Source organism: Enhygromyxa salina (assembly GCF_000737335.2).
GTDB lineage: Bacteria > Myxococcota_A > Polyangia > Nannocystales > Nannocystaceae > Plesiocystis > Plesiocystis salina_C.
Window position 1 is genome coordinate 35,719 of sequence record NZ_JMCC02000041.1, and the last position, 22,617, is coordinate 58,335.

Consider the following 22,617-nt stretch of genomic DNA (forward strand, 5'->3'; position numbering starts at 1 on the left):
CCATGACCGGCTCCGCGGGCGCCATGTTTGGGCGCTACGTGTTGGTGCAGAGCATCGGCCGCGGCGACATGGGTGAGGTCTGGGTGGCGATCGATCCCGACTTGGATCGCAAGGTCGCGCTCAAGCTGCTGGCGCCGACGACGGAGGCCAAGCAGCCCAACAGCACGGCCCAGCTGCTGGCCAACGCCCGCGCAATGGCCGGCCTGACCCACCCGCATGTGGTCACGATCCACGATGTCGGCGAGGTCGATGGCCAGCTGTGCATCGCAATGGAGTACGTGGACGGGCAGTCGCTCGCGGCGTGGTTGTCGCGTGGTCCGTACTCGTGGCAAGAGGCGCTGGCGGTCCTGCGTCAGGCTGGGGCCGCCCTGGCCGCTGCCCATGATGTCGGGCTGGTCCACCGCAACTTCAAGCCGGGCAATGTCATGATCGACAGCAGCGGCCGCGTGCGCGTGCTCGACTTTGGCCTGGCGCGATCGCAGCAATCGGACGGGGCCCCGCTGCGCTACCTGGCGCCGGAGCAGCTGCGCGGCGAGCCGGCCGACGCGCGCAGCGACATGTTCTCGTTTTGCGTGGTGCTGTTCGAGGCGCTGTATGGCGCGCGGCCCTTCGCTGGCGACACACGCGAAGCGCTCGCGGCCCAGATCAAGGGTGGCAAGCGGGTCGAGATCGCAGCAGAGGAGCGCGCCCCCGCGTGGGTTCACGAGGTCGTGATCCGGGGCCTGGCCCACGATCCAAACCACCGCTTCGACGACATGCAGAGGCTGCTCCGGGCGATCGAGCGATCACCTGTCCAGCAACAGCGACGGCGTCGGGTGATCGCGGCGACGCTGGTGACCATGACGATCACCGTTGGCCTGGTGGTTGGGATCACCCGTCACGATCCCTGCGATGCCCAGGCCGCCCGCGCGCTGGCGTGGAACCCCGCGCTCGAGGCCCAGCTGCGCGCCCAGATCGACCCGCGCACGCCAGCTGGATCGCTCGTCAGTCAGCGACTCAGCGAAGGTCTGGAACGCTCGAGCGCCGCGTGGGCGGCCGGCCAGACCCAGCTGTGCCACGACCTTCGCGCCAAGCGCATCACCCCGGGTCTGCAGGCGGTGCGCGAGCGCTGCCTGCAGGATCGCAGGCTCGCGATCAACGCGCTGACCGGGCTGAGCACGAGCGGTGAAGACGGCAGCCCAGATCTGCTCGATGCCCTCGCGGCAAGGCCCTACGCGGGGCTGCGCAGCCTTGGCGATCCGGCCCGGTGTATCGAGCTGGGCATCGCCGTCAGCGATGCGCCTGCCCGCAGCGAAGCGCGAGCGATCGCCCGGGCGCGCACCAGGCTGATGCTCGCGCTCGCACCCGCAGGCATGAAGCAGTACGCCGCGACCGAGCTCGCGCGCGTTGACGAGGCAGCTGATCTGGACGCCGCGGATCTCGAGCACACGCTGCTGCGGGGCCGGCTCGCGGCCGCGGCCGGCCAGCTCGACGCCGCGCAGCGCGATCTGCATGCCGTCGCCCGAGCCGGGACGGCAAACCACCACGAGCTGGCGGTCCGCGCTTGGCTGGCGCTGGTCGAGTTCGTCCTCGCGGCCGAGCCCAGCGCCGTGGCGACGACAGATGCGGCGCCCGAGCAGGCTGAGCGCGCCACTCGTCTGTGGCAGGCCGTGCGGCTCCTGGACTACGCGCAGGCCCTGACAGGGCCGGGGGCGTCCGTCTTGCGTAGCCAGATCGCGCTGCTCCGGGGGCGACTGGCGCTCGCGCTGGACCAGCCAGCGCTCGGCTTGTCCAGCCTCGATGCGGCGATCGAGCGGGCCGAGCTCGAGCCCACGCGCGACCCAGACTTGCTCGCTGAATTGCTCGACCTCCGGGCCGCGCTGCTACCTGTCCCCCAAGCCGCGGCCGCGGATCGGGCCCGCGCGAGGGCGGTCCGGATCGAGGCATTTGGCCCAGATCGGCAATGACCCAACACCTGGGCGCCAAGCCCGATATGATGCGCGCATGACCATGCATGCTCGCGTCGTTCACCTGATCTCGCTCTCATTGCTCTCGCTCGCCTCGTTGATCGCGGCTTGTGGAGATGACAGCCCAGCAACGACCACCGAAGGAACCGACACCAGCGGCAGCGAGACCGACGCCTGCCTCGAGGGGGACTGCGGGACCAGCACGGGTGATGGTGACGGTGATGGTGACGGTGACGGTGACGGTGACGGTGATGGCGATCCGGGTGATGGCGACGGTGATGGTGATGGCGACGGCGATGGTGACGGCGACGGCGACGGCGATGGCGACGGCGACGGTGACGGCGACGGCGACCCCGGCGACGAGGGTCTCGCCTGCCCGATCGTCAACGAGTGCCTGTTCGCGTGTAACGGCGACATGGCTTGCCAAGAGGCTTGCTTCACCGACGCGAGCCCCAACGCGGTCGTCGAGTCCGGGGCGTTGCTGCAGTGCGCCTTCGAGAACAACTGCAACAACCAAAACTGCATTGAGCAAAACTGTGCGGGCGAGGTCTACGCTTGCTACACGGGCACCGGCACTTGTGGCCAGCTCGCGGAGTGCTCCGAGATGTGCGGCGGCGACGAGGTCTGCGAGACCGATTGCTTCGTCGAGTCATCCGGGCTGGCGCAACAGCAGATTCAAGCCCTCGACGAGTGCGTGATCGACAATGACTGCCAGGACCAGCAGTGCATTTTCGACAACTGCAACAACGAGCTGCAAAGCTGCGTGGGTGGGATGAGCGACACCCTGCCCTGCCCGCTGATCGCCGAGTGCCTGATCGACTGCGACGGCGACCCCGTCTGCGACCTGACCTGCACCCCCGCGACGCCCGAGACCGAGGCCGAGGCCGAGAGCGTGTTCGGCTGCGCGCAGATCGAGGACTGCAACGACTTTGATTGCACCCAGATGGCCTGCCCCAACGAGTGGGGCATGTGCGTGGCGGGTGACGGGAGCTGCGCCGACATCGCCCTGTGCGTGGAGGCCTGCGCGGGCGCGGAGCTGTGCGAGTACAACTGCGTGACGCAGGGCGAGCTCATGGCCCAGGCCGTGTTCGGTGCGGTGGCCGAGTGCGCGGTCGACAACGACTGCCAGGACCAAGACTGCATCGACGCCAACTGCAGCGCCGAGTTGATGGCCTGCCTCGGATAGCTCGCGTCGCGCCACTGCGCTCGCTGCGGGCCGTCGAGGAGGCCCGCCAGTGTGTTGCAGCGCCGGTCGCAAGACCCAGCCCAACCACGAGACGTGGACGCCTGCCGCGCACACACCCTATGCTGCGCGCGTGCCCCCAGGTGTGACCGCGCAACCGCGCGAGACCGGCGCGAGGGCGCTCGCTTGGGGCTGCCAACTATTGCTCCTCGTCTTGGGGCTGGGCCTGGGCGCCTGCAAGCACGGCCCGAGCCCCGCCGAGCTGCGCGGCGCCGAGTACCTGATCCGCAAGGTCGAGTTCGAGGGCAACGAGCGGTTCAAGCCCGGCGAGCTGCACGAGTACCTCGAGCTGCGGCCGACCGAGCGGCTCCCACCGCAGCGCTATTGGTTCTACGAGGGCCTGATCCCGATCGACAGCGAGCGCCTCGTCGCGCTGTATCACGCCCACGGCTACTTCGAGGCCGATGTCGTCGACGTCCGCGTCGACCACATCGAGCGTAAGCGCAAGCGCGAGCGCAAGAAGCGGGTCGATCTGACCTTCGTGATCGAAGAGGGCCCGCTGACCCGCGTTGGCGCCGTGCAGCTGCGCTGGCCCGAGGGGCCGGCGGTCGGTCCTTCGCGGGAACAACGAAGCACCGCGTTCGCGCGCGCGCCCTCGGTCGACCCCGCGGACATCGCCAAGCTGATCTCGATCGAGGTCGACGATCCATTTGAAGTGCCCGCGATCAACCGCTCGGCGGCCGCCGTGCGCGAGCGCCTGCGCCAAGCCGGGTACCCCTACGCGTCCGTCGAGCACCTGGCCCGGGTCAGCCCCGAGGCCCAGACGGCCAGCGTCGACTTCGAGGTTCGCCCGGGCCCGTTCATGCGGATCGGCGAGCTCGAGATCACCGGGCTGGCGACGGTGCCCGAGCGCCCGGTCCGGGTCGAGCTCGAGCGATTGATCGGCAGGCCCTACTCGCCCGCGTTGGTCCAACAGATCGAGCAGCGAACCTACGCGCTTGGGGTGTTCTCGACCGTCACGATCGACCAGCAGCCCAGCGACCGGTCCAACGTGACGCTGAACGCCGATCAGACGGGGACGCTGGATCTCGAGATCGCGGTCAAAGAGAGCGACCCCCAGCGGATCCGCGTGGGGGTGGGTCTTGGGTTCGAGCCCAACCGCTGGGACCAACGAGTCAGCGCCCGCTACAGCCACGAGAACCTGTTTCGTGCGCTGTACCGGCTGCGGCTGACCGCGCGGGCCGGCTACGCGGAGCTGCCCAACCTGATCCAGCCGCAGGCCCACGGTCCGTTCGCCGAGATTGATCTTCACGCCGAGAAGAAGGGCCTGCTCGAGAAGCACCTGGTCTGGACGCTAGAGCCCAAGCTCGAGCTGGGCATCGAGCAGGGCTACCAATATTGGTCGTCGAGTCACCGATTTGGGCTCTCGCGCTTCTTCACCCGGTGGGTTCAGCTGCGGCTCAACCACACGCTGCGCTACGTTAATTTTTTCTCGATCTCGCCGACGCTGCGCACCCAAGACACGTTCTTGAGCCTGGACTTTCGTGACCCCTACATCATCAGCGCGGTCGGGCTGGGGGCCACGGTGTTCGCCGTGGATCAGATCGCGGCGCCCAACCAAGGCGCGGTGATCGGGATCGACTACCAGGTCGCGGGTGGGCCGTTTGGCGGCCAGTATGACTTCCAAGAGATCACCCCCTTCGTGCGCCTGTACTGGCGGCCGATCGAGCGCTTGCAGATAGCGGCGCGGGCCCGGGTTGGGTTGATCTTCCCGTTTGGGGATCAACCCGGCGCGCCGATCGACCTGCGCAGCTACCTTGGCGGCACCGACACCGTCCGCGGTTGGGGCCTGCGTCGGCTCTCACCGCGGGTTGACGACTGCGAGCCCGGCGAGAACTACCGAGACGGCACCTGCACGTCGATCCCAGTGGGCGGCAACACGGCCGTGCTCGCCAACGTGGAGGTGCGGGTCCGAACCTGGAAGCAGCTGTGGGTCGCCGGCTTCGTCGATGGCGGCGACGTCCAAGCGGGGGTCGCCAGCTTCGTGCCCAAGGAGTGGAACTACAGCGCTGGCGGGGGGCTGCGCTACGACACGCCGATCGGCAAATTCAGGCTCGACGTCGGGTTCCGGCTCAACGACACGCCGCTGTCCGAAGGCGAGCCGATCTGGGCGCTGCACTTTGGGTTGGGAGAGAGCTTTTGAGCGAAGCTGACGAACCCAGCCCCACGCCGGGCGAGCTCCCAGACGCGCTCCCAGACGCGCCGCCCGACACGCCGCCCAGCAAGCGGCGCCGCTGGTGGCGTTGGCTGGTCCGCCCGATCGTTGGGCTGATCGGCCTGGTGGCGCTGGCGATCCTGATCGTCGCGTGGGTCCCGGCGGCGTCGCAGGGGGTCGCTCGGTTCGCGCTCGAGCGCTGGGACGCCGGGATCCCCGGTGAGGTCGAGTGGCAGGGCATGAGCGGGAGCTTGGGGGCGGGCCTCGAGCTGCAGGGCTTCGAGCTGCGCGATGGTGACGGGCGCGAGCTGGTCCGCGCGAGCTCGGTGCTGCTCGATCTTCAGATGGCGGACCTGCTGCGGCTCGAGGCAGGGCTCGAGCGCGTGCAGCTGCACGAGCTCGAGGTCTGGGTCGACCACGACTGGGGCGCACTGGCGGCCCCCAGTGAGGCCCCCGCGGAGCCCAGTGAGGGCTTGGGGCCCAACCTGCCGATCCGGATCCGCGCGGCGCTCGAGCTCACGGACACGAAGATCTACCTCGCCGATCAACTGCTGGTCAGCAACGAGCTGTTGACGCTGCAGATCACGGGCATGCAGCGCAGCGCACGGGCGAAGCTCGAGCTGGTCGGCACCGCGCTCCCGCAGCAGGATCTGCGGGTCGAGGGGTTGACGCTCGCGCTCGCCTGGGCGGAGCCAGAGGTGACCCTCGAGCAGCTCGAGATCCAGACCGAGCTTGGGCGCCTGCACACGCTCGAGTCCGCCACCGCCAACCTCGCAGCGTCGACTGGCGAGGTGGGGTTGCAGCTCGAGGCCAACGTGGACAGCCTCGCCGACCGCCTGGGGCTCGAGCAGCTCCGGGGGCTCGACGAGGCCGTGGTGCGGGTTCACGGGGAGCTGCGTGATGATCCCGCTGCGCAGGCCCAGCTGATTGTGGTGGCCGCGCTGGGTCGCGGGAACACGCTCGCGCTGATCGCCAAGGCCTCGACCCCCGCACCCGACGCGCGCCGCGTCGACCTTCACCTCGACGCGACGCTGGCTGCAGCGCAGCTTCACCCCGAGCAGGGCCCGCTCGCGCTGGTGCTCGACGCCGGCCTCGAGCAGGACGCAGAGGGGGCGCTCGCGGCCACGCTCGAGCTGCGGGCCAACGATTCACGCAGCGGCGCCGCGCTCGAGCTCGACGCGGGCGGCGACGCGACCAGCCTGTCGCCGCCGCGCGGATCGGCGTGGCTCGAGCTGCGGGGGCCCGCGCTCGAGGGCAAGGCCGCGGTCGCCAGCTCGGACGCGCGGGCGCTCGATGCCAGCTGGTCGTTCGTGATTCCGGATCTCGGCGCCCCGCTCGAGCTGCTCGCGCCCTACCTCGATCAACCACAGCTGGCCGCCGTCCGCGGCTCGCTGGAGCTCACGGGCAGCTGCGCAAGCGAGCTGGGCCAGGACCTGGCGACGACGCGCTGTCCGATCGCGCTGGGGGTCGAGCGCGTCGCCGGGTTCGACACCCAGCTGGGCAAGGCGACGCTGACCGGTGCGGTGTCCCCGTTCGCGGACCCCGTGGCGTTCGACGCCCAGCTCGGGATTGAAAGTCTGCGCCACGCGGCGGTCAGCCTCGACCAGGCCCAGCTCACGGCCGCGGGCACCCCCGAGCGGATCACCGTCGCCGGTCGCGGACAGGGCATGCGCGAGCGGTTCGAGATCGACGCGAGCTTGTCGCTGGCGGGTCCCGACAAGCAGATCGACCTCGCCAAGCTGATGCTGGTGACCTCGCGCGGCACGGCCCCCGTGGAGCTCACGCTCGCTCGCCCGACGCGGATCACCATCAGTCCCGAGCGGATCGCCGTGCGCGACCTTCAGGCCTACGCGGTCGGCGGGCTGATCGCCGCACACGGCCACGTGGGGCTCGCGGATCAAGCCAGCGACCTGCACGTGGAGCTGCTCGGGGTCGACCTCGCGCGGGTTGACGCCGTCGTCCCGGGTCCGCGGCTGCGCGGGCGGATCAACCTCGAGGCGACGCTGCGTGGCCGCCTGGATCACCCCTCGGGCTGGGCTCGGCTCCGCGCCGACACGCTCGAGATCGACGACAACCGGATCGGTGAGGTCGAGCTCGCGGCCAACTTGTGCGGCGCGGCGGGTCTCGAACGCACGCTCGCGGCTGAGCTCGCCAGCGTCGGCCAATGCACGTCGCCGGGTGAGCTACTGGCGCGGCTTCGCGTCGCGGGCCCGCTCGCCAAGACCGTCGAGCTCGACGCCCGCGTGCCCCTGCGGTTTGGCGAGCAGGTCGGGCTGCGACCGGGTCGCCCGCTCGCGGCGCGACTGCTGGTCCGCGAGTTCAACCTGCTCGAGATCGGCGGCATGATGCCGCCAACCCCGAGCTGGTGGCGGCAGATCCCCCCAGACGCGAGCGCGCCGCCCGGGGATCCGCGGCTGATCCCGACCGGTCTTGTCGACGTCGAGCTCACGCTCAGCGGCACCAGCACCCGCCCACGCGCGCAGCTGATCGCCAGCGCCCGCGACATCACAATTGATCGCACAAAGCTGGGCACGGTGGTGATCGGGTCCTCGCTCGGCGACGCAGGCTTGCTCCTCGATCTCGACGCCGAGCTCCCGATGGCCAAGCTCGGGCTCGACCTCGAGATCCCCGTGTGGCTCAACCTGACGCGACCGGGGCTAAAGTGGAAGCGCGAGGCCGAGCACGCGGTGACGGTCTCGCTCGTCGACCTCGATCTCGACGCGCTCGAGCAGACCCTGGGCCCCAAGCTCCCGGCGCTGGCCAGCGCGCTCGCCCAGGCTGATCTCGGCGGTCGCGTCTCGGCGTCGATCCAAGGCCGCGGCCCGGCGACCGGGCCGACAAAGGCGACCCAGGAGGTTCCGTGGCTGGTGGCCAGCGTCAACGCCAGCGAGCTCACCCACGCCGAGGATCCGCTCGGCGACGCCAGCGTCGGCGTCGAGCTGCGCGCGGGGCTGGCCACGGGGAGCTTCGCCCTCGACGGACCCCTGGCCCGTCGCCTCGACGCGCGCTTCGAGCTGCCGATCCACGTCGCGCTGGGTCCCGAGCCAAGCTTCGAGCTCGACGCCGACGCCCGGATCGACGCAGAGATCCACGTCCACGAGGTCGAGCTCGACCGACTCGAGCCCCACATTGGCGCGCTCGCCCTGGCCGGACGCGCGGATCTCGATGTGCTGGTGCGGGGCACCCTCGCGGATCCCAAGCTCGAGCTCGCCGCGCGCTTGGCCGATCTGCAGCTGCAGGCCGAGCGCGTCGGGGATCTGACCTTGTTGGCCGTCGTCGATCACGAGCGCGCCCGGGTCGAGACCGACCTGGTCCGCCGCGGCGACCAGCTGATCACCGCCAAGCTCGAGGTCCCGTTGATCGTGGCGCTGACCAACCTCGACGACATCCGCGTGGGCTGGGATCAGCACGGCGACCACCGCGTGAGCGCCCGCGGCCGCGGGCTCGACCGCGAGTTGGTCACCGCGCTGCTCGGTCCCGGCGCGACCGAGAAAGACTTCAACGCCGCCCTGCGCTTCGACGTGGACGGCGGCGGCACGCTCTCGCAGTTTGCGCTCACGGCCGCACTCGACGGCCAAGTCTCGACCACAAGCGAGCCATCGCTGGGCATCCACGGCGCGCTCGTGCTCGACGAACGCCACCAGGGTCTGGCCCTGGAGCTGCGCCCGAGCGTCGACGAGCGCCTGACGCTCAGCGCCGGCCTCGACGCCGACGTCGCCGCCCTCATGGCCGGGGATCAGGTGATCGGCGAGGTCCCCTTCACCCTCGACCTCGACGCGCCCGCGCTCGCGCTCGAGCTGTTTGGCCCGTTCGTGGCCCCGTCCCTTCACGATCCAACCGGGACCCTCAGCGCCCAGCTCACGGGTCGCGGCGTCGTGGCCACGCCGCAGCTCTCGGGCACCGTCGAGCTCCACGACGCCGCCGTCACCGTGATCCCGCTGCGCCAGCGGCTTCAAGACATCGCCGTGGCGATCGACTTCGACAACCAGAGCGTCGATCTGCGCACGCTGTCGGTTGGCGCCGGGCGTGGCGAGGTCACTGGCAGCGGTCGGGCCAGCCTCGACGCGGCGAACGCCGGGGTCCAGGCCAACCTCGAGATCCAGATCTCCGAGTTTCCGATCGTCCGGCCCGGGCTGCCGGCGATGACGATCGACAGTGACGTCGAGATCGACGTCGCGCTCACGCCGGCCAAGACCCGCGTCCTCGTCGCCCTCGCCCGCAGCGAGGTCAAGGTCGCGTCGGGCACCGGCGAGGCGCCCAAGTCGGTCCCCAGCACCGCCGACATCGTGTTCGTGTCCGCCGCCGACGCGCAGGCTTCCGCCCCGACCCAGACCGAGCCCGAGACCACCGTTGCGGCCGTGGGCTCCGAGCTCGACCTTCGCCTCGAGCTACGCGATCCGCTGCGGATCAGCGGCTCCGCGATCGACATGGCCTGGGGTGGTTCACTTGGCATCACGCGCCGCGCCGCGCTCGAGATCGACGGCCAGCTCGAGGCCCGCCGGGGTCGCCTGGAGCTGCTGGGGCATCGCTTCGAGCTCCGCCGCGGTCTGGTCAACCTGCCCACGGACGGCTCGCTCGACCCCTTCCTCGACATCATCGCCGAGACCACCACGACCGAGGCCGACGTCACCGTCACGATCCGCGGCCGCGCCAGCGCGCCCGAGCTGCACTTCAGCTCGAGCCCGGCCTTGAGCGAGTACCAGATCCTGACCTTGCTGGTCACCGGCTCGACCGAGCTCGGGCAGGGCGAGGGCGAGGTCCAGGCCAAGGCCGCGTCGCTGCTCGCCGCCGTCAGCAGCCCGAAGCTGCAGGAAAAGCTGGACCGCTACCTTGGGATCGATCGCGCCAACATCGGGTTCGGCGACAGCATCGATCAGCCGATCCTGAGCGTTGGCAAGCGCGTGAGCCCGAAGGTCTGGGTCGAGACCACCTATCACCACAACGCCCCCGACAACGAGAACACCGCCGAGGTTGGGGTCGAGTACGACTTTGCGCGACGCTGGTCACTCGAGACCTACTTTGGCGACGCCGCGGTCGGCGGGGTTGGGGTGTACTGGACCCACAGCTTTGGCGCGGTGCCGTGGCGCCCGCGACCGACCCCGCCCGAACCAGTCGATTGAGGGAGCCCGCGAGCAAGTCGCCCGGCTGGATTTACAAGCCAACGATTAGGAGTATAGTCGCGCCAGTGTTGGATCGTAGTCCGACTTTTGGGCACGCGGCCCGAGCAACGCTCGGCCTGCTGTGGCTCACTGTCGGGTTGGTCCTCGCCACATTGCTGTGCCTCGCCGCGCCCCCCGAGGCGTTTTCTGCGCTGATCGCCAGCGCGGCCTCGGCAAGCGACGACGTCCAGACCGCGCCGCAGTTCGAAGCGCTCGACGACCGGCAAGATGCGCATTGGCGGCACCGCGACGCCAGCCCAAGCTCGGCGAAGGACATCGTCGCCGTCGAGAGCGAGAGCGAGAACGAGAACGAAGACGCCAGCTCCAGCTTCAGGGTTCTGCCCTCGAGCTTCAAGCTGCAGTCCGCAGCCTCGATCCGACGGCATGCGCGGCACGAGCAGCACCGGTCGGCCGACATCGCCCGACTGCTGGTCTCGACCGGCCTCGGTCGTGGTCCACCGCTGGCCTAGCAGCTCGCGCCGCCTCGCTTGGCCTGTTCGCCGAGCGCTTCGTCGCCAAAACTCGCGTTGTAGGCACCGCTGCTGAGCGCTGCATTGGGTGTCGGATGACCACATTCGTCCGAACCGGTGCCGTGCTCCGGTAGCGACGATCTCGCGCGGCCATGCCCCGGGGTGGGGCAGGTCGGCGCGTGTGCATCCACCTCACGCTCCGCGCAGGCGGACCTGATCGCATGAATTGATGAAAGACATGAATCGACCTCCGTCCCGGACACGGACCGCGATCGCCGTCGCCGCGATCGCCACGGCGCTGCTCACGGGTGGCTGCGCCCGGCTGCTCGGCGACAACGTGGCGCGCGAGGCCAAGCGCGACGTGCCCGAAAACTGGAACTCGAGCGGCGTCAACGAGGTCACCACGGGAGCCAGCTCCGCGGCCCAGCAGCAGTGGGACGCGCTGTTCGACGCGCCCCAGCTCCGCGCGCTGATCGACGAGGCGGTCGCCAACAACCAGGAGCTCAACATCCGGCTGCAGGAGATCATCATCGCCCAGACCGAGGTTGGTGCGCGCCGCGGCGAGTACCTTCCCCGGCTCGACGGCGTCGTGGGCGGCGGCGTCGAGAAGGTCGGCAGCTTCTCCAGCCAGGGCGCGTCCGACGAAGACCACGGCGTGGCCGAGAACCTGCCCAACCTCCACTTTGGCGTCGTGGCCTCGTGGGAGATCGACGCCTGGGGCAAGCTGCGCAGCGCCAAGAAGTCCGCCGACAAGCGCTACCTGGCCAGCATCGAGGCCCGCAATTTCGTCCTGACCCAGATCATCGCCGAGATCGCGGACTCCTACTACGAGCTGCTCGCGCTCGACAACCAGCTCGAGCTCCTCGACCGCTACCTCGGGCTCATGCAGAGCGCGGTCGAGATCGCCAAGGTCAAGAAGCAGGCCGCGCGCGCGACCGAGCTCGAGGTCCAGCGCTTCGAGGCCGAGGTCCTCGAGATCCAGCGCCGGCGCTACGCGATCTTGCAGCAGCAGATCGAGGCCGAGAACCGGATCAACTTCCTCGTCGGTCGCTTCCCCCAGCCCATCGCCCGCGACGCGTCGAAGTTCCAGCAGACCGAGCCGCCCGCGGTCAACGTTGGGCTCCCGGCCGAGCTGCTCGACAACCGACCCGACGTGCGCCAGGCCAGCCTGTTGCTCGAGGCCGCCAAGCTCGACGTCAAGTCGGCCAAGGCGCGCTTCTTCCCCTCGCTGAGCATCGACGCGGAGCTCGGCTACGACGCCTTCAACGCCAGCCACCTGGTCGACACGCCGGCCTCGCTGGCCTACGGCATCGCCGGCAACCTGGTCACGCCGCTGCTCAACTTCGCCGGGATCAAGGCCGACTACCAGGCCGCCAACGCCCGCCAGATCCAGGCTGTCTACGAGTTCGAGCGGACCTTGCTGCAGGCCTATATCGAGGTCGTCACCTACCTCGCGCTGATCGACAACCTTGGCAATCAGTTCGAGCGTGTGCGCGAGCAGGTCGAGAAGCTCGAGCAGGCGATCGAGACCTCCAACATTTTGTATCGCTCGGCCCACGCCGACTACCTGGAGGTCCTCTTGACCCGCCGCGACGCCCTTGGCGCGGAGCTCGAGCGGATCGAGATCCGTCTGGCTCAGATGCAGGCCTACGTTGGGATCTACCGGGCGCTCGGAGGCGGCTGGCGGACGGCCGAGTAGGTCTATTTGGCGATCATGTTCACACCAATCCACACGTCACAGAGCACCCCACACATGCAGCCCTCACTGCTCCACTCACCGGTCGCCCTGCGGGTACACACACCATGAAGTCTTCAATATTACATGCCAGCGTCGTCGCCTGGCTCTGCCTCGCCCCGCTCGCGTGCTCGCTGTCCGCCGAGGGCCACGAAGAGGAGCACGAGGTCCAGCGCAAGGTCGTGTTGACCAGTCCAATGACTAGGGACGTCGTCAACACCCAGCAGTACGTCTGCCAGATCCACTCGCGACGGCACATCGAGCTGCGCGCGCTCGAGCGCGGCTACCTCGAAGAGATCCAGGTCCAGGAGGGCCAGGCCGTCAAGCAAGGCGAGCTGCTGTTCAAGCTGCTGCCGGTCGTCTACAAGGCCCAGCTCCACGCCGACCAGGCCGAGCTGCTGCAGGCCGACATCGAGCTGCGCAACACCAAGAAGCTGTTCGAGCGCGACGTCGTGTCGGATCAGGAGCTGGCCCTGGCCCAGGCCAAGCGCGCCGGGGCCAAGGCCAAGGTCGAGCTGGCCGCGGCCGAGCTCGCGTTCACCGAGATCAGGGCCCCGTTCGACGGCATCATCGATCGCCAGTACGAGCAGCAGGGCAGCCTGATGGAGGAGGGCGACATCCTCACGACGGTGTCCGACAACGACGTGATGTGGGTCTACTTCAACGTCCCCGAGGCCAACTACCTCGAGCTCGAGTCGATCCCCGGCGCGACCGACCCGGCCCACCCCCAGCTGTTGAAATTCCCGGACACACAGATCGAGCTGCAGCTCGCCAACGGCAAGATCTTCGAGCACGCCGCCGGCGACTCGGTGACCGTCGAGTCCGAGTTCGACAACGAGACCGGCAATATCCTGTTCCGCGCCGACTTTCCCAACCCCAACGGCCTGCTCCGCCACGGCCAGACCGGGACCTTGCTGATCCACGAGACGCTCGAGAACGCGATCGTGATCCCGCAGCGGGCGACCTTCGAGATCCTCGACAAGCAGTACGTCTACGTCGTCGGGGACGACGGCGCCGTGCACCAGCGCGAGGTCGAGATCTCGCACGCGATGGATGACATCTTCATTATCGCGAGCGGGCTCGCGGTCACAGACAAGATCGTCCTTGATGGTGTTCGCCAGGTCCACGACGGCGACCACCCCGAGACCGAATTCCGGGCGCCGCAAGAGGTGCTCGCCCACCAGAAATACCACGCTCAATAGCGACTGCACGGATCGCCATGTTCAAGAAGATTCTCAAGCGGCCCGCTTTCGCCCTCGTCACCTCGATCATGCTCCTGTTCTTGGGAGTTCTGGGGATCGCCAGGCTCCCGATCGCGCAGTTCCCCGACGTCGCGCCGCCAACGGTCTACGTCTCGATTGCGTACCCGGGGGCCAGCGCCAACGTGCTGATCGACTCGGTCATCATCCCGCTCGAGCAGTCGATCAACGGGGTCCCGAACATGCGCTACATGGTCTCCGACGCGACCAGCGCTGGCGAGGCGACGATCCGCGTGTACTTCGAGCCCGGCACCGATCCGAACATCAACGTCGTCAACGTGCAAAACCGGGTCAACATCATGTCGAGCCGATTACCCGAGCTCGTGGTCCGCGAAGGCATCTTGGTCAGCCAGGTCGTGCCGAGCATGTTGATGTACTTGAACCTGTACAGCACCGACCCGAACACCGACCAAAAGGACCTCTTCAACTACGCGAACATCTACATCATGCCCGTGCTCAAGCGCATTCAGGGCATGGGGATCCCGACCAACCTCGGCAACCGCAGCTTCGCCATGCGGATCTGGCTCAACCCCGAGCGGATGCGCGCCTACAACGTCTCGGTCGAGGACGTGATGGAGGCGCTCGCCGAGCAGAGCATCATTGGCTCGCCCGGCCGGCTTGGCCAGGCCACGGGCATGACCTCGCAGAGCAAGGAGTACGTGCTGACCTATGTCGGCCGCTACAACCGGGCCGAGCAGTACGAGAACATCATCCTCGCGGCCAAGCCAAATGGCGAGATTTTACGGCTAAAGGACGTCTGCGTGCCGCCCGAGCATCACACCCCGACGTGGGCGCCGACCGAGGGCGAGGGCGAGGGCGAGGGCGAGGGCGAGGCGCCGCCCGAGGGCGGGGCCAAGCGTGAGCACGCTGGCATCGAGCTCGGCTCGGAGTTCTTCGACATCTACACCGACGTCGACGGCCACCCGGCGGCGTCGGTCGTGCTCAAGCAATCGCCGGGCTCCAACGCGGCCGAGGTCATCGACGAGGTCAAGGCCACGCTCGAGGAGCTCGAGAAGTCGTTCCCGCCCGGGATGGACTACGAGATCGCCTATGACGTGTCGAGGTTCGTCGACGCCTCGATCGAGAAGGTGCTCCACACCCTGCTCGAGGCGTTCATCTTGGTCTCGCTGGTCGTCTACATGTTCCTCGGCGACTTTCGCTCGACGCTGATCCCGACCCTGGCCGTGCCGGTCTCGCTGGTCGGGACCTTCTTCGTCCTCGACCTGATGGGCTTCTCGATCAACCTGATCACGCTATTCGCGATGGTCTTGGCGATCGGTATCGTCGTCGATAACGCGATCGTCGTCGTCGAGGCGGTCCACGCCAAGATGGCCGAGACGCACCTGTCTCCCTACCGCGCGACCAAAGAGGTGCTCCACGAGATCAGCGGCGCGATCATTGCGATCACGCTGGTCATGACCGCGGTGTTCGTCCCGGTCACCTTCATCCCCGGGCCGGTCGGCGTGTTCTACCGCCAGTTCGGGGTCACGATGGCCACGGCGATCGTGCTGTCAGGCGTCGTGGCGCTGACCCTGACGCCGGTGTTGTGCGCGATGATCCTTCAGCCCCACGAGGCCGACCACGCTGACGCCGGCCACGACAAAAAGCCGCGCGACCTCCGAACCACGCTGACCTACGTGTTGGTGGGTGTGCCGGCCCTGGCCGGGCTCGGCTACCTCGCCTACACCCTGTGGGGGCCGCCCGGCTTGTTGATCATGCTGGTGCCCTTCGTTCAGCGCCCGTTCAGCCGGGGCGTCGACTGGGTCACCAACCTCTACACGGGCATCTTGCGCCCGATCGTCACCCGCCGCGCGCTGACCCTGGCCGTGGTCGCGGCCTTCGCCGCCGGCATCGTCGTGACCAACGCCAAGATGGCCAGCGGGTTCATCCCCGGCGAGGACCAGGGCATCATCTACGCGGTCCTTCAGACGCCGCCCGGCTCCACGCTGGAGTACACAAACGCCAAGTCACAAGAGCTAGAAAAGATCGCCAAGCAGGTCGAGGGCGTGGCGTCCGTGACCTCCGTCGCCGGCTACGAGATCTTGACCGAGGGCCGCGGCTCGAACGCGGGCACGGCGATCATCAACCTCGAGGACTGGTCCGCGCGCGAGAACACGGCGCGCGACATCATCGAAGAGCTCGAAGAGCGGGCCGGGGAGATCACCGACGTCAAGCTCGAGTTCTTCGAGCCGCCCGCGATCCCTGGGTTTGGCGCGGCCGGTGGCTTCTCGGTCCGCGTGCTCGACAAGACCCAGTCGAGCGTGGCCGACTACCAGCGGCTCGGCGAAGTGAACGACAAATTCATGGCCGCGCTGGCCGAGCGGCCCGAGGTCCAGAAGCTGTTTACCTTCTACGCCTCGGACTACCCGCAATACGAGATCATCATCAACAACGACATCGCCATGCAAAAGGGCGTGTCGATCGACAAGGCGCTCGAGAACATCAACATTCTCGTTGGCAGCACCTACGAGCAGGGCTTCATCCTGTTCAACCAGTTTTACAAGGTCTACGTCCAAGCCTGGCCGGAGTTCAGGCGCATGCCCGAGGACCTCGACGATCTGTTCGTCAAGAACGACGCCGGCGAGATGGTCCCCTACTCCGCGTTCATGTCGATCAAGAAGCAGCAGGGCCTCAACGAGATCACCCGCTACAATCTCTACCCCTCGGCCGCGATCCAGGGGGTCCCGGGCGAGGGCTACTCGAGCGGCGAGGCGCTGCAGGCGATCCAGGAGGTCGCGGCCGAGACCTTGCCGCAGGGCTACGACATCGGCTGGGAGGGGCTGTCGTGGGACGAGTCGCGCAAGGGCAACGAGTCGGTGTACATCTTCCTCGTCGTCATTGCTTTCGTCTACTTGATCCTGGTTGGGCAGTACGAGAGCTTTCTGATCCCGCTGGCGGTGATCTTGTCGCTGCCGATCGGGGTGTTTGGCTCGTTCTTCCTGCTCCAGCTGGTCGGGCTGGCCAACGACGTCTGGGCCCAGCTCGGCATGATCATGCTCGTTGGCCTGCTGGGTAAGAACGCGATCCTGATTGTCGAGTTTGCGGTGCAGCGGCGGGCGGAGGGTCTTTCGCTCAAAGACGCGGCGATCGAGGGTGGCAAGCTGCGGTTTAGGCCGATCCAGATGACCTCGTTCGCGTTCATCGCGGGGCTGATTCCGCTTGCGATTGCGACTGGTGCTGGCGCGATCGGCAACCGCACGATCGGCACGACCGGGGTCGGCGGTATGCTGCTTGGGACCGTGGTCGGTGTGGTTGTGATCCCCGGGCTCTACTATCTGTTCGGCCGCCTCTCCGATGGTCGCAAGCTGCTGCCGGACGAGACGGCCAAGCCGCTCAGCGAGGAACTCGAGGCTGAGCAGCCGGAGGCGCCGGAGCCAGAGCCGAAGCCAGAGCCGAGCGCCGCCGCGACGGACGAGCCCTCAGACGACCCCGAGGACCCAGGCGCCCAGGTCGAGATCACGGCAGAGCCGGCGGCCGAGTCCCCTGGTCCCGCCAGCGAGGACCCGGACGACAAGTCCTGAATCAACCGTGGAGTTGCTCGCTGACGACCGCGGTGCGGAGGCCCTGCCGATGCTCGAGAGCCTCGCCAAGCAAGCCCCGACCCACGCGGCGATCCAGGAGGGCTTTGCGATCGCCCTCGAACGCGCAGGTCCTCGGGTCGAGCCGGCTAGTGCCGCGCTCATCCGCGCTCGGATCGACTGAGCCTCGGAGCCCAACCGATCGAGATCAGCGCGGGGCGCAGCTTGGCGAGCGCCGGCTCGCCCAACAAACAGCGCGCTTTGGCGGCCAAGACCGCTTGCGGGCCGCGACCCGTCCAGCGAGCATCCGCGAACATGCACTTGCTCGCCAATGCGTCGACCGCGGTTGGTTCCGAGACAGAGGAGCTGGTCTTGCACCTGCTCGTGCAGCTCGTGGTGATCTTGGTCGCCACCCGCGTGGTGACGGTGATCGTCCGGCGCCTCGGCCAGACGGATGTATCTGGCGAGATTCTGGCCGGCCTGGTGCTCGGCCCCTCGGCGCTGGGGCTGCTGTTCCCGGAGATATCGACCGAGCTGTTCCATCCCTCGACCTCGACGATCTTCGTGGGGCTCGCGCAGATCGGGCTGATCTTGCTGATGTTTCAGATCGGCATGGAGTTCGAGTTCGGCGAGCAGCTTGGCCAGCGCAAGGCTTCGGTCGTGCTGGTCAGCTTGGCGGGCCTGCTGCTGCCGTTCTCGTGCGGGTACTTCTCGGCACCATGGTTCCACGCACAGCTCGCTGATCCAAGCACGCCGCTGCTGGGCTTTCGCCTGTTCTTCGCGGTCTCGATGTCGATCACGGCGATCCCGATCCTCGGCCGGATCTTCATGGAGCTGGGGCTCTCGCACACCCGGACGGCGGCGCTGGTGATTGGCTCGGCGGCGATCGACGATGTGATCGGCTGGCTGCTGCTTGGCTCGGTCAGCCTGATCGTCGCCGAGCAGTTCAGCTTTGTGTGGGCGGCCCAGCGGATCGCCATGATCGGCGCTTACGTGCTCGTGGTGTTCTTCGTCGTCCGGCCCATACTCGGACGCTGGCTGGCCAAGGACATCGCCAAGCGCGGCGGGCTGTCGCTTCCGGCGATCGCGATCGTGCTGATCGTGCTGTTGTGCTCGGCCTCGATCACCAGCTCGCTCGGCGTGTTTGCGATCATCGGCGGGTTCTTGGTCGGCCTGGCGCTGCACCGCGATCGCCAGTTCGTCGAGCTGTGGAAGCAGCGGGTCTCGCCGCTGGTGATGATGCTGCTGTTACCGGTGTTCTTCGCCTACACGGGGCTGCGCACGGACATCGGCGCGATCGATGGGTGGTGGGGCGCGGCCGTCTGCGGCATGGTCCTGGTCGTCGCGTTCGGCTCGAAATTTGGCGGCGCGTTCTTGGCTGCCAAGGCGGTCGGCGAGCCCACCCGCGACGCGCTGACGATCGGCGTGTGCATGAATACCCGGGCGTTGATGGAGCTCATCGTGATCAACATCGGCTACGACATGGGCGTGGTCCCGCGCGACATGTTCACGATGTTGGTGATCATGGCGCTGGTCAGCACCTTCATGGCGACGCCGATGATCGCGTGGTTGATGAAGAGCGAGCGGCGACCGGTCGCGGCCGCGTGACCCCAAAAAAATCGACCCTCGCGGCGTCATCCGCAGCGGCGTCGGTGGCAAGGGAACCACCAGGAGCCACCATGAACCGCATCATCCTGATCTCGCCATGTGCGGCTTCTTCACCGGGATCGACATCGAATTCCTCGAGGTCCTGACCCCAGATCTGTGAGCCGCGGACCAGCGGCACCGACTCAGCCAGCTTTGGGTCGGTGCTCGGGGTGCTCGTTGAACCACACTTCAACGGACTCCTGCGACAGCTCCACGACCAGGTCTTTGTCGCCAAGCTTGACCTGGCAGCCCAGCCGCGAGTTGGGCCGGACCTCGAAGGCCATGTCCAGCCGGTCTTCTTCGGCGTCGCTGGCCTCGTCGAGCGAGTCCTCCCCTTCGACCACGTAGCAGTGGCACGAAGAACACGCGCACACGCCCCCGCACGCCGAGCCCATCTTGACGTCGTTGTGCTCGGCGATCTCGAGCAGGCTGACGCCTGACTTGGCCTCGATGACTCGCTCTTGGTCTGGGCCGCCTCGATAGGTGACTTTGGGCATTTTCGTTGTGCTCCTACTGCGGCTCGATGACTTCGGCCGCGTGCGCGCCACGACGTTCGTCGAGCGCTTGTTCTTCGGCAAGGGCCGACTCGATCTCGGCCAGGCTCTTGCCAGCCATGCCGGCCCGCAGCGCCCGCTCCATGCGGCGCCGCGCGAACGGCTCGGAGCGCTTCTCCAGCTGCTCGCGCGCCTTGTTGATTGGATCGGCGTGCTCGGACTGCTGCATCACGGCCTCGCACTCGACCAGCGCCGCGAGGATCTGCGCGTGCTCCTCGGGGTCGAGCATGCCTTCAATTGAGCCGACCTCGTCGATCGCCGTGCGCAGCGCGAGCATGACCCGGCCCATCTCGACCCGGGCCTCGGCCAGGTTGCGCGCCGCGAAGTCCTCGCGGGCGTGATCCAGGCTGTCCATCACCAGCTCGTCGACCTCGTCGCCCGACAGACCGTAGGTTGGCTTGACCTCGATCGACTGCTTGACGCCGGTCATCAGCTCGCGGGCGGTGACCGTGAGCAGCGCGTCGGCGTCGAGCTCGAAGGTGATCTCGACCCGGGCCATGGATGGCGGCAGGCGCGGGATCCCACGCAGCTCGAAGCGCGCCAGGCTGCGGCAGTCGTCGGCCAGCTCGCGCTCGCCCTGGACCACGTGCACGGTCATGCCGGTCTGCTTCTCGCTGTAGTTTGTGAACACCTGCCGGGCCGAGATCGGGATCGTGGCGTTGCGCGGGATGATCTTTTCCACGATCCCGCCCATGGTCTCCAAGCCCAGGCTCAGCGGCACGACATCGAGCAGGGTCACGCCCTCGCGCTCGCTCCCCGACAGGATGTCGGCCTGGATCGCGGCGCCGTAGGCCACGACCTTGTCGGGATCGATGTCGGCGAGCGGCTCGCGGCCGAACGCCTGCTCGACGAGCTTGCGGACCAGCGGCACCCGCGTTGAGCCGCCGACCAAGACCACGCCGTCGAGCTCGCGCTTGTCGACGCCTGCATCGGACAGCGCGGCCTTGCTGACCTTGATCGTGCGCTTGACCAGGGGGAGGATCAGCGCGTCGAGCTGCGCCCGCGTCACCTGGGTCGGGCCCAGCTCGCAGCGCTCGAGCGTCACGCTGGTCACCTCGGCGTCGCTGAGCGCCTCTTTGGCGGCGCGCGCGGCCAGCATCAGCTCTTGCTGCTGCGCGGGGCTGGGCGCGCTCAGCTTGGCGAGCTCGCGCAGGTGGCCCGCGAGCGCGCGGTCGAAGTCGTCGCCGCCAAGCGCCGAGTCGCCGCTGGTCGCCAACACCTGAAACACGCCCGCGCGCAGGCGCAGGATCGAGATGTCGAAGGTGCCGCCGCCAAGATCGTAGACCGCGAACGAGCCCTCGCCGTGCTCACCGCGACCCTGGCGATCCAGCCCGTAGGCCAGCGCGGCCGCGGTGGGCTCGGCGAGCAGACGAAACACCTCGAGCCCGGCGATCCGCCCGGCGTCCTTGGTTGCCTGGCGCTGGGCCTCGTCGAAGTAGGCCGGGACCGTGATCACAGCGCCGCTCACGTCATCGTCGAGCTCGTGCTCGGCCCGGTCGCGCAGGACCTCCAGGATCCGCGCCGACACCTCCACGGGGCTGACGTAGCGGGGCGGCTGACCGGGATCCGCGACATCCAGCCGGACCACCTGCGCGTCGTCGGCGAGGCGATACGGGTGGGTGAAGTCGATGTCCTTGGGCCCCCGGCCCATGAAGCGCTTGACGCTCGACAGGACCTGCTCGGGGTGCTCGACCGCGACCGCTCGCGCGGCGCGACCGACCACGACCTCGCCACCGGCGTACGACACGACCGAGTGCAGCAGCGTCTGGCCCTCGGCGTCCGCGAGGACCCGCGGCGCGGCGCCGTTGGGTGCGATCGCAACCAAGCTGTGGGTGGTGCCAAGGTCAATGCCGATCGCCTTGCCAGGCTTGCGCCTGCGCTTGCTCGGTGCCTCGGGCTCGGCGATCTGAAACAGTCCGCCGCCCTGAATATCGATGCTCTGCGCCATGAGAGGTCTACCCTGAGCCGGCCTCGAGCTCATCGAGCAAGGCGCCGACTTCGTCGTTGAAGCGCTGCAAGTAGCGACGGTGCACGAGCTCCGCCGCAGCCGCTCGCGTGTCGCCGCGCTCGAGCGCCGCGACGCCCGCGTCGAACACCTGCTCGAGCTCGGCTTCGATCTCGTCGCGCAGCTGCTCGAGCGCTTCGGTGCCCCCGGAGCTGACCGCCTCGAGGCGCTCGCGTCGCTCGATCATCTCGATCAAGAACGACTGCTCGGGGTGCGGCGCGCCGGTCTGCGGATCGCTGGAGTCGAGATCCACGCCGCCGAGCTTGACCAGGTACTCCGCCCGGCGAACGCGATCACGCAAGACCTGGTAGGCCTCGTTGAGCGCCGCGCTGTGCTCGAGCGCAGCCCGGCGCGTCGCCGCGTCCGCGCCTGCGTGGCGATCCGGGTGATAGCGGCGCGAGCGATCGAGGTAGCCGTCCTCGAGCGCGTTGCGATCTACGCGCCACGCCCGATCGAGGCCAAGCCGCGCGAAGTGATCGAGCGCCGGGTCGAAGGGCTCGAGCCCGCCGTCAGAAGTTGACAGACTCGCCGCAGCCACAGTCATTCTTGACGTTGGGGTTGTCGAACTGGAAGCCGTGCCCACGGATGCCCTTCTCGAAGTGGATCGTCGTCCCTTCGAGATAGATCATGCTCTTGGGATCGACGTACACGCGCACGCCGTTGTCGGCCGTGATCACGGCGTCGTTCTTGCGCGGGGGCTTGTCGCTGAACTCGAACACGTAGCTGTAGCCGGTGCAGCCGCCGCCGCGGATCCCAAACCGGATCGCCGCGTCTGGGGTGCCGCGCTTGACCAGCTGCCCGTGCATGATCTCCGCCGCGGCCGCGGTCACGGTCAGCTTGGGCAGGCTGCCCGCAGCATGCTCCACCGCCGAGCTGGCGGCGTCTTCGCTGGAGTGCGTTGTCATGTGGGCTTGCACCGTTAGACC

The 22,617-nt window shown here is 68.2% G+C and carries 14 protein-coding genes; 10 read left to right on the forward strand and 4 right to left on the reverse strand.

Annotated elements, in window-relative coordinates; genetic code table 11:
* Positions 1–2 precede the first annotated feature (2 nt).
* The 10 genes from DB30_RS16905 (at position 3) to DB30_RS16950 (ending at position 19,093) form a co-directional block, all read left to right on the forward strand.
* Positions 3–1,946: a serine/threonine-protein kinase gene (locus DB30_RS16905; RefSeq protein WP_052550119.1), complete on the forward strand. Its 1,944-nt coding sequence runs from the start codon at positions 3–5 to the stop codon at positions 1,944–1,946.
* Positions 1,947–1,983: 37 nt separating this feature from the next.
* Complete coding sequence (locus DB30_RS16910; RefSeq protein WP_052550121.1) at positions 1,984–3,132, forward strand: hypothetical protein; 1,149 nt, start codon at positions 1,984–1,986, stop codon at positions 3,130–3,132.
* 130 nt (positions 3,133–3,262) lie between these two features.
* A complete protein-coding gene (locus tag DB30_RS16915) occupies positions 3,263–5,332 on the forward strand; it encodes a BamA/OMP85 family outer membrane protein (RefSeq protein WP_165703812.1) in 2,070 nt (689 codons plus the stop codon).
* Positions 5,329–10,464, forward strand: coding sequence for a translocation/assembly module TamB domain-containing protein (locus DB30_RS16920; RefSeq protein WP_052550125.1), 5,136 nt, complete (start codon positions 5,329–5,331; stop codon positions 10,462–10,464). The genes DB30_RS16915 and DB30_RS16920 overlap by 4 nt, the downstream gene beginning before the upstream one ends.
* Positions 10,465–10,529: 65 nt before the next feature.
* Complete coding sequence (locus DB30_RS16925) at positions 10,530–10,973, forward strand: hypothetical protein (protein ID WP_146659290.1); 444 nt, start codon at positions 10,530–10,532, stop codon at positions 10,971–10,973.
* A gap of 238 nt (positions 10,974–11,211) precedes the next feature.
* Complete coding sequence (locus tag DB30_RS16930) at positions 11,212–12,672, forward strand: TolC family protein (RefSeq protein ID WP_052550130.1); 1,461 nt, start codon at positions 11,212–11,214, stop codon at positions 12,670–12,672.
* Between the two features lie 104 nt (positions 12,673–12,776).
* Positions 12,777–13,910 carry an efflux RND transporter periplasmic adaptor subunit gene (locus DB30_RS16935; RefSeq protein ID WP_052550132.1) on the forward strand — a complete coding sequence of 378 codons (1,134 nt, stop codon included), beginning with the start codon at positions 12,777–12,779 and terminating at the stop codon, positions 13,908–13,910.
* Positions 13,911–13,927: 17 nt separating this feature from the next.
* Positions 13,928–17,488 (forward strand): efflux RND transporter permease subunit, encoded by a 3,561-nt coding sequence (locus DB30_RS16940; RefSeq protein ID WP_146659292.1) that lies wholly within the window; start codon positions 13,928–13,930, stop codon positions 17,486–17,488.
* 7 nt (positions 17,489–17,495) lie between these two features.
* Entirely contained in the window at positions 17,496–17,669 is a 174-nt protein-coding gene (locus DB30_RS16945) for a hypothetical protein (protein ID WP_153258347.1), read from the forward strand.
* Positions 17,670–17,800: 131 nt separating this feature from the next.
* The gene (locus tag DB30_RS16950) at positions 17,801–19,093 is read left to right on the forward strand and encodes a cation:proton antiporter (RefSeq protein WP_052550134.1); all 1,293 of its coding nucleotides are present in this window, start codon (positions 17,801–17,803) and stop codon (positions 19,091–19,093) included.
* Between the two features lie 182 nt (positions 19,094–19,275).
* Here the strand turns inward: DB30_RS16950 and DB30_RS16955 are convergent, their stop codons facing one another.
* From DB30_RS16955 to DB30_RS16970, 4 genes are read right to left on the reverse strand one after another with little or no spacing between them, the layout of a single operon-like run.
* On the reverse strand, positions 19,276–19,629 hold the full coding sequence (locus DB30_RS16955; RefSeq protein ID WP_052550136.1) for a 2Fe-2S iron-sulfur cluster-binding protein: 354 nt from the start codon (positions 19,627–19,629) through the stop codon (positions 19,276–19,278).
* A gap of 13 nt (positions 19,630–19,642) precedes the next feature.
* Positions 19,643–21,634 (reverse strand): Fe-S protein assembly chaperone HscA, encoded by a 1,992-nt coding sequence (gene hscA / locus DB30_RS16960; RefSeq protein ID WP_146659293.1) that lies wholly within the window; start codon positions 21,632–21,634, stop codon positions 19,643–19,645.
* 7 nt (positions 21,635–21,641) lie between these two features.
* Positions 21,642–22,235 carry a Fe-S protein assembly co-chaperone HscB gene (gene hscB / locus DB30_RS16965; RefSeq protein ID WP_146659294.1) on the reverse strand — a complete coding sequence of 198 codons (594 nt, stop codon included), beginning with the start codon at positions 22,233–22,235 and terminating at the stop codon, positions 21,642–21,644.
* The gene (locus DB30_RS16970) at positions 22,201–22,596 is read right to left on the reverse strand and encodes a HesB/IscA family protein (RefSeq protein ID WP_146659296.1); all 396 of its coding nucleotides are present in this window, start codon (positions 22,594–22,596) and stop codon (positions 22,201–22,203) included. Before DB30_RS16970 ends, hscB begins: the two co-directional genes overlap by 35 nt.
* Positions 22,597–22,617: the final 21 nt, after the last annotated feature.

What these genes read in the sequence shown, in the direction of transcription:
- DB30_RS16905 (WP_052550119.1), top strand. Translation starts at nt 3, where the DNA reads ATGACCGGCTCCGCGGGCGCCATGTTTGGGCGCTACGTGTTGGTGCAG.
- DB30_RS16910 (WP_052550121.1), top strand. Translation starts at nt 1,984, where the DNA reads ATGACCATGCATGCTCGCGTCGTTCACCTGATCTCGCTCTCATTGCTC.
- DB30_RS16930 (WP_052550130.1), top strand. Translation starts at nt 11,212, where the DNA reads ATGAATCGACCTCCGTCCCGGACACGGACCGCGATCGCCGTCGCCGCG.
- DB30_RS16935 (WP_052550132.1), top strand. Translation starts at nt 12,777, where the DNA reads ATGAAGTCTTCAATATTACATGCCAGCGTCGTCGCCTGGCTCTGCCTC.
- DB30_RS16940 (WP_146659292.1), top strand. Translation starts at nt 13,928, where the DNA reads ATGTTCAAGAAGATTCTCAAGCGGCCCGCTTTCGCCCTCGTCACCTCG.
- DB30_RS16950 (WP_052550134.1), top strand. Translation starts at nt 17,801, where the DNA reads ATGCACTTGCTCGCCAATGCGTCGACCGCGGTTGGTTCCGAGACAGAG.
- DB30_RS16955 (WP_052550136.1), bottom strand. Translation starts at nt 19,629, where the DNA reads ATGCCCAAAGTCACCTATCGAGGCGGCCCAGACCAAGAGCGAGTCATC.
- hscA (WP_146659293.1), bottom strand. Translation starts at nt 21,634, where the DNA reads ATGGCGCAGAGCATCGATATTCAGGGCGGCGGACTGTTTCAGATCGCC.
- hscB (WP_146659294.1), bottom strand. Translation starts at nt 22,235, where the DNA reads ATGACTGTGGCTGCGGCGAGTCTGTCAACTTCTGACGGCGGGCTCGAG.
- DB30_RS16970 (WP_146659296.1), bottom strand. Translation starts at nt 22,596, where the DNA reads ATGACAACGCACTCCAGCGAAGACGCCGCCAGCTCGGCGGTGGAGCAT.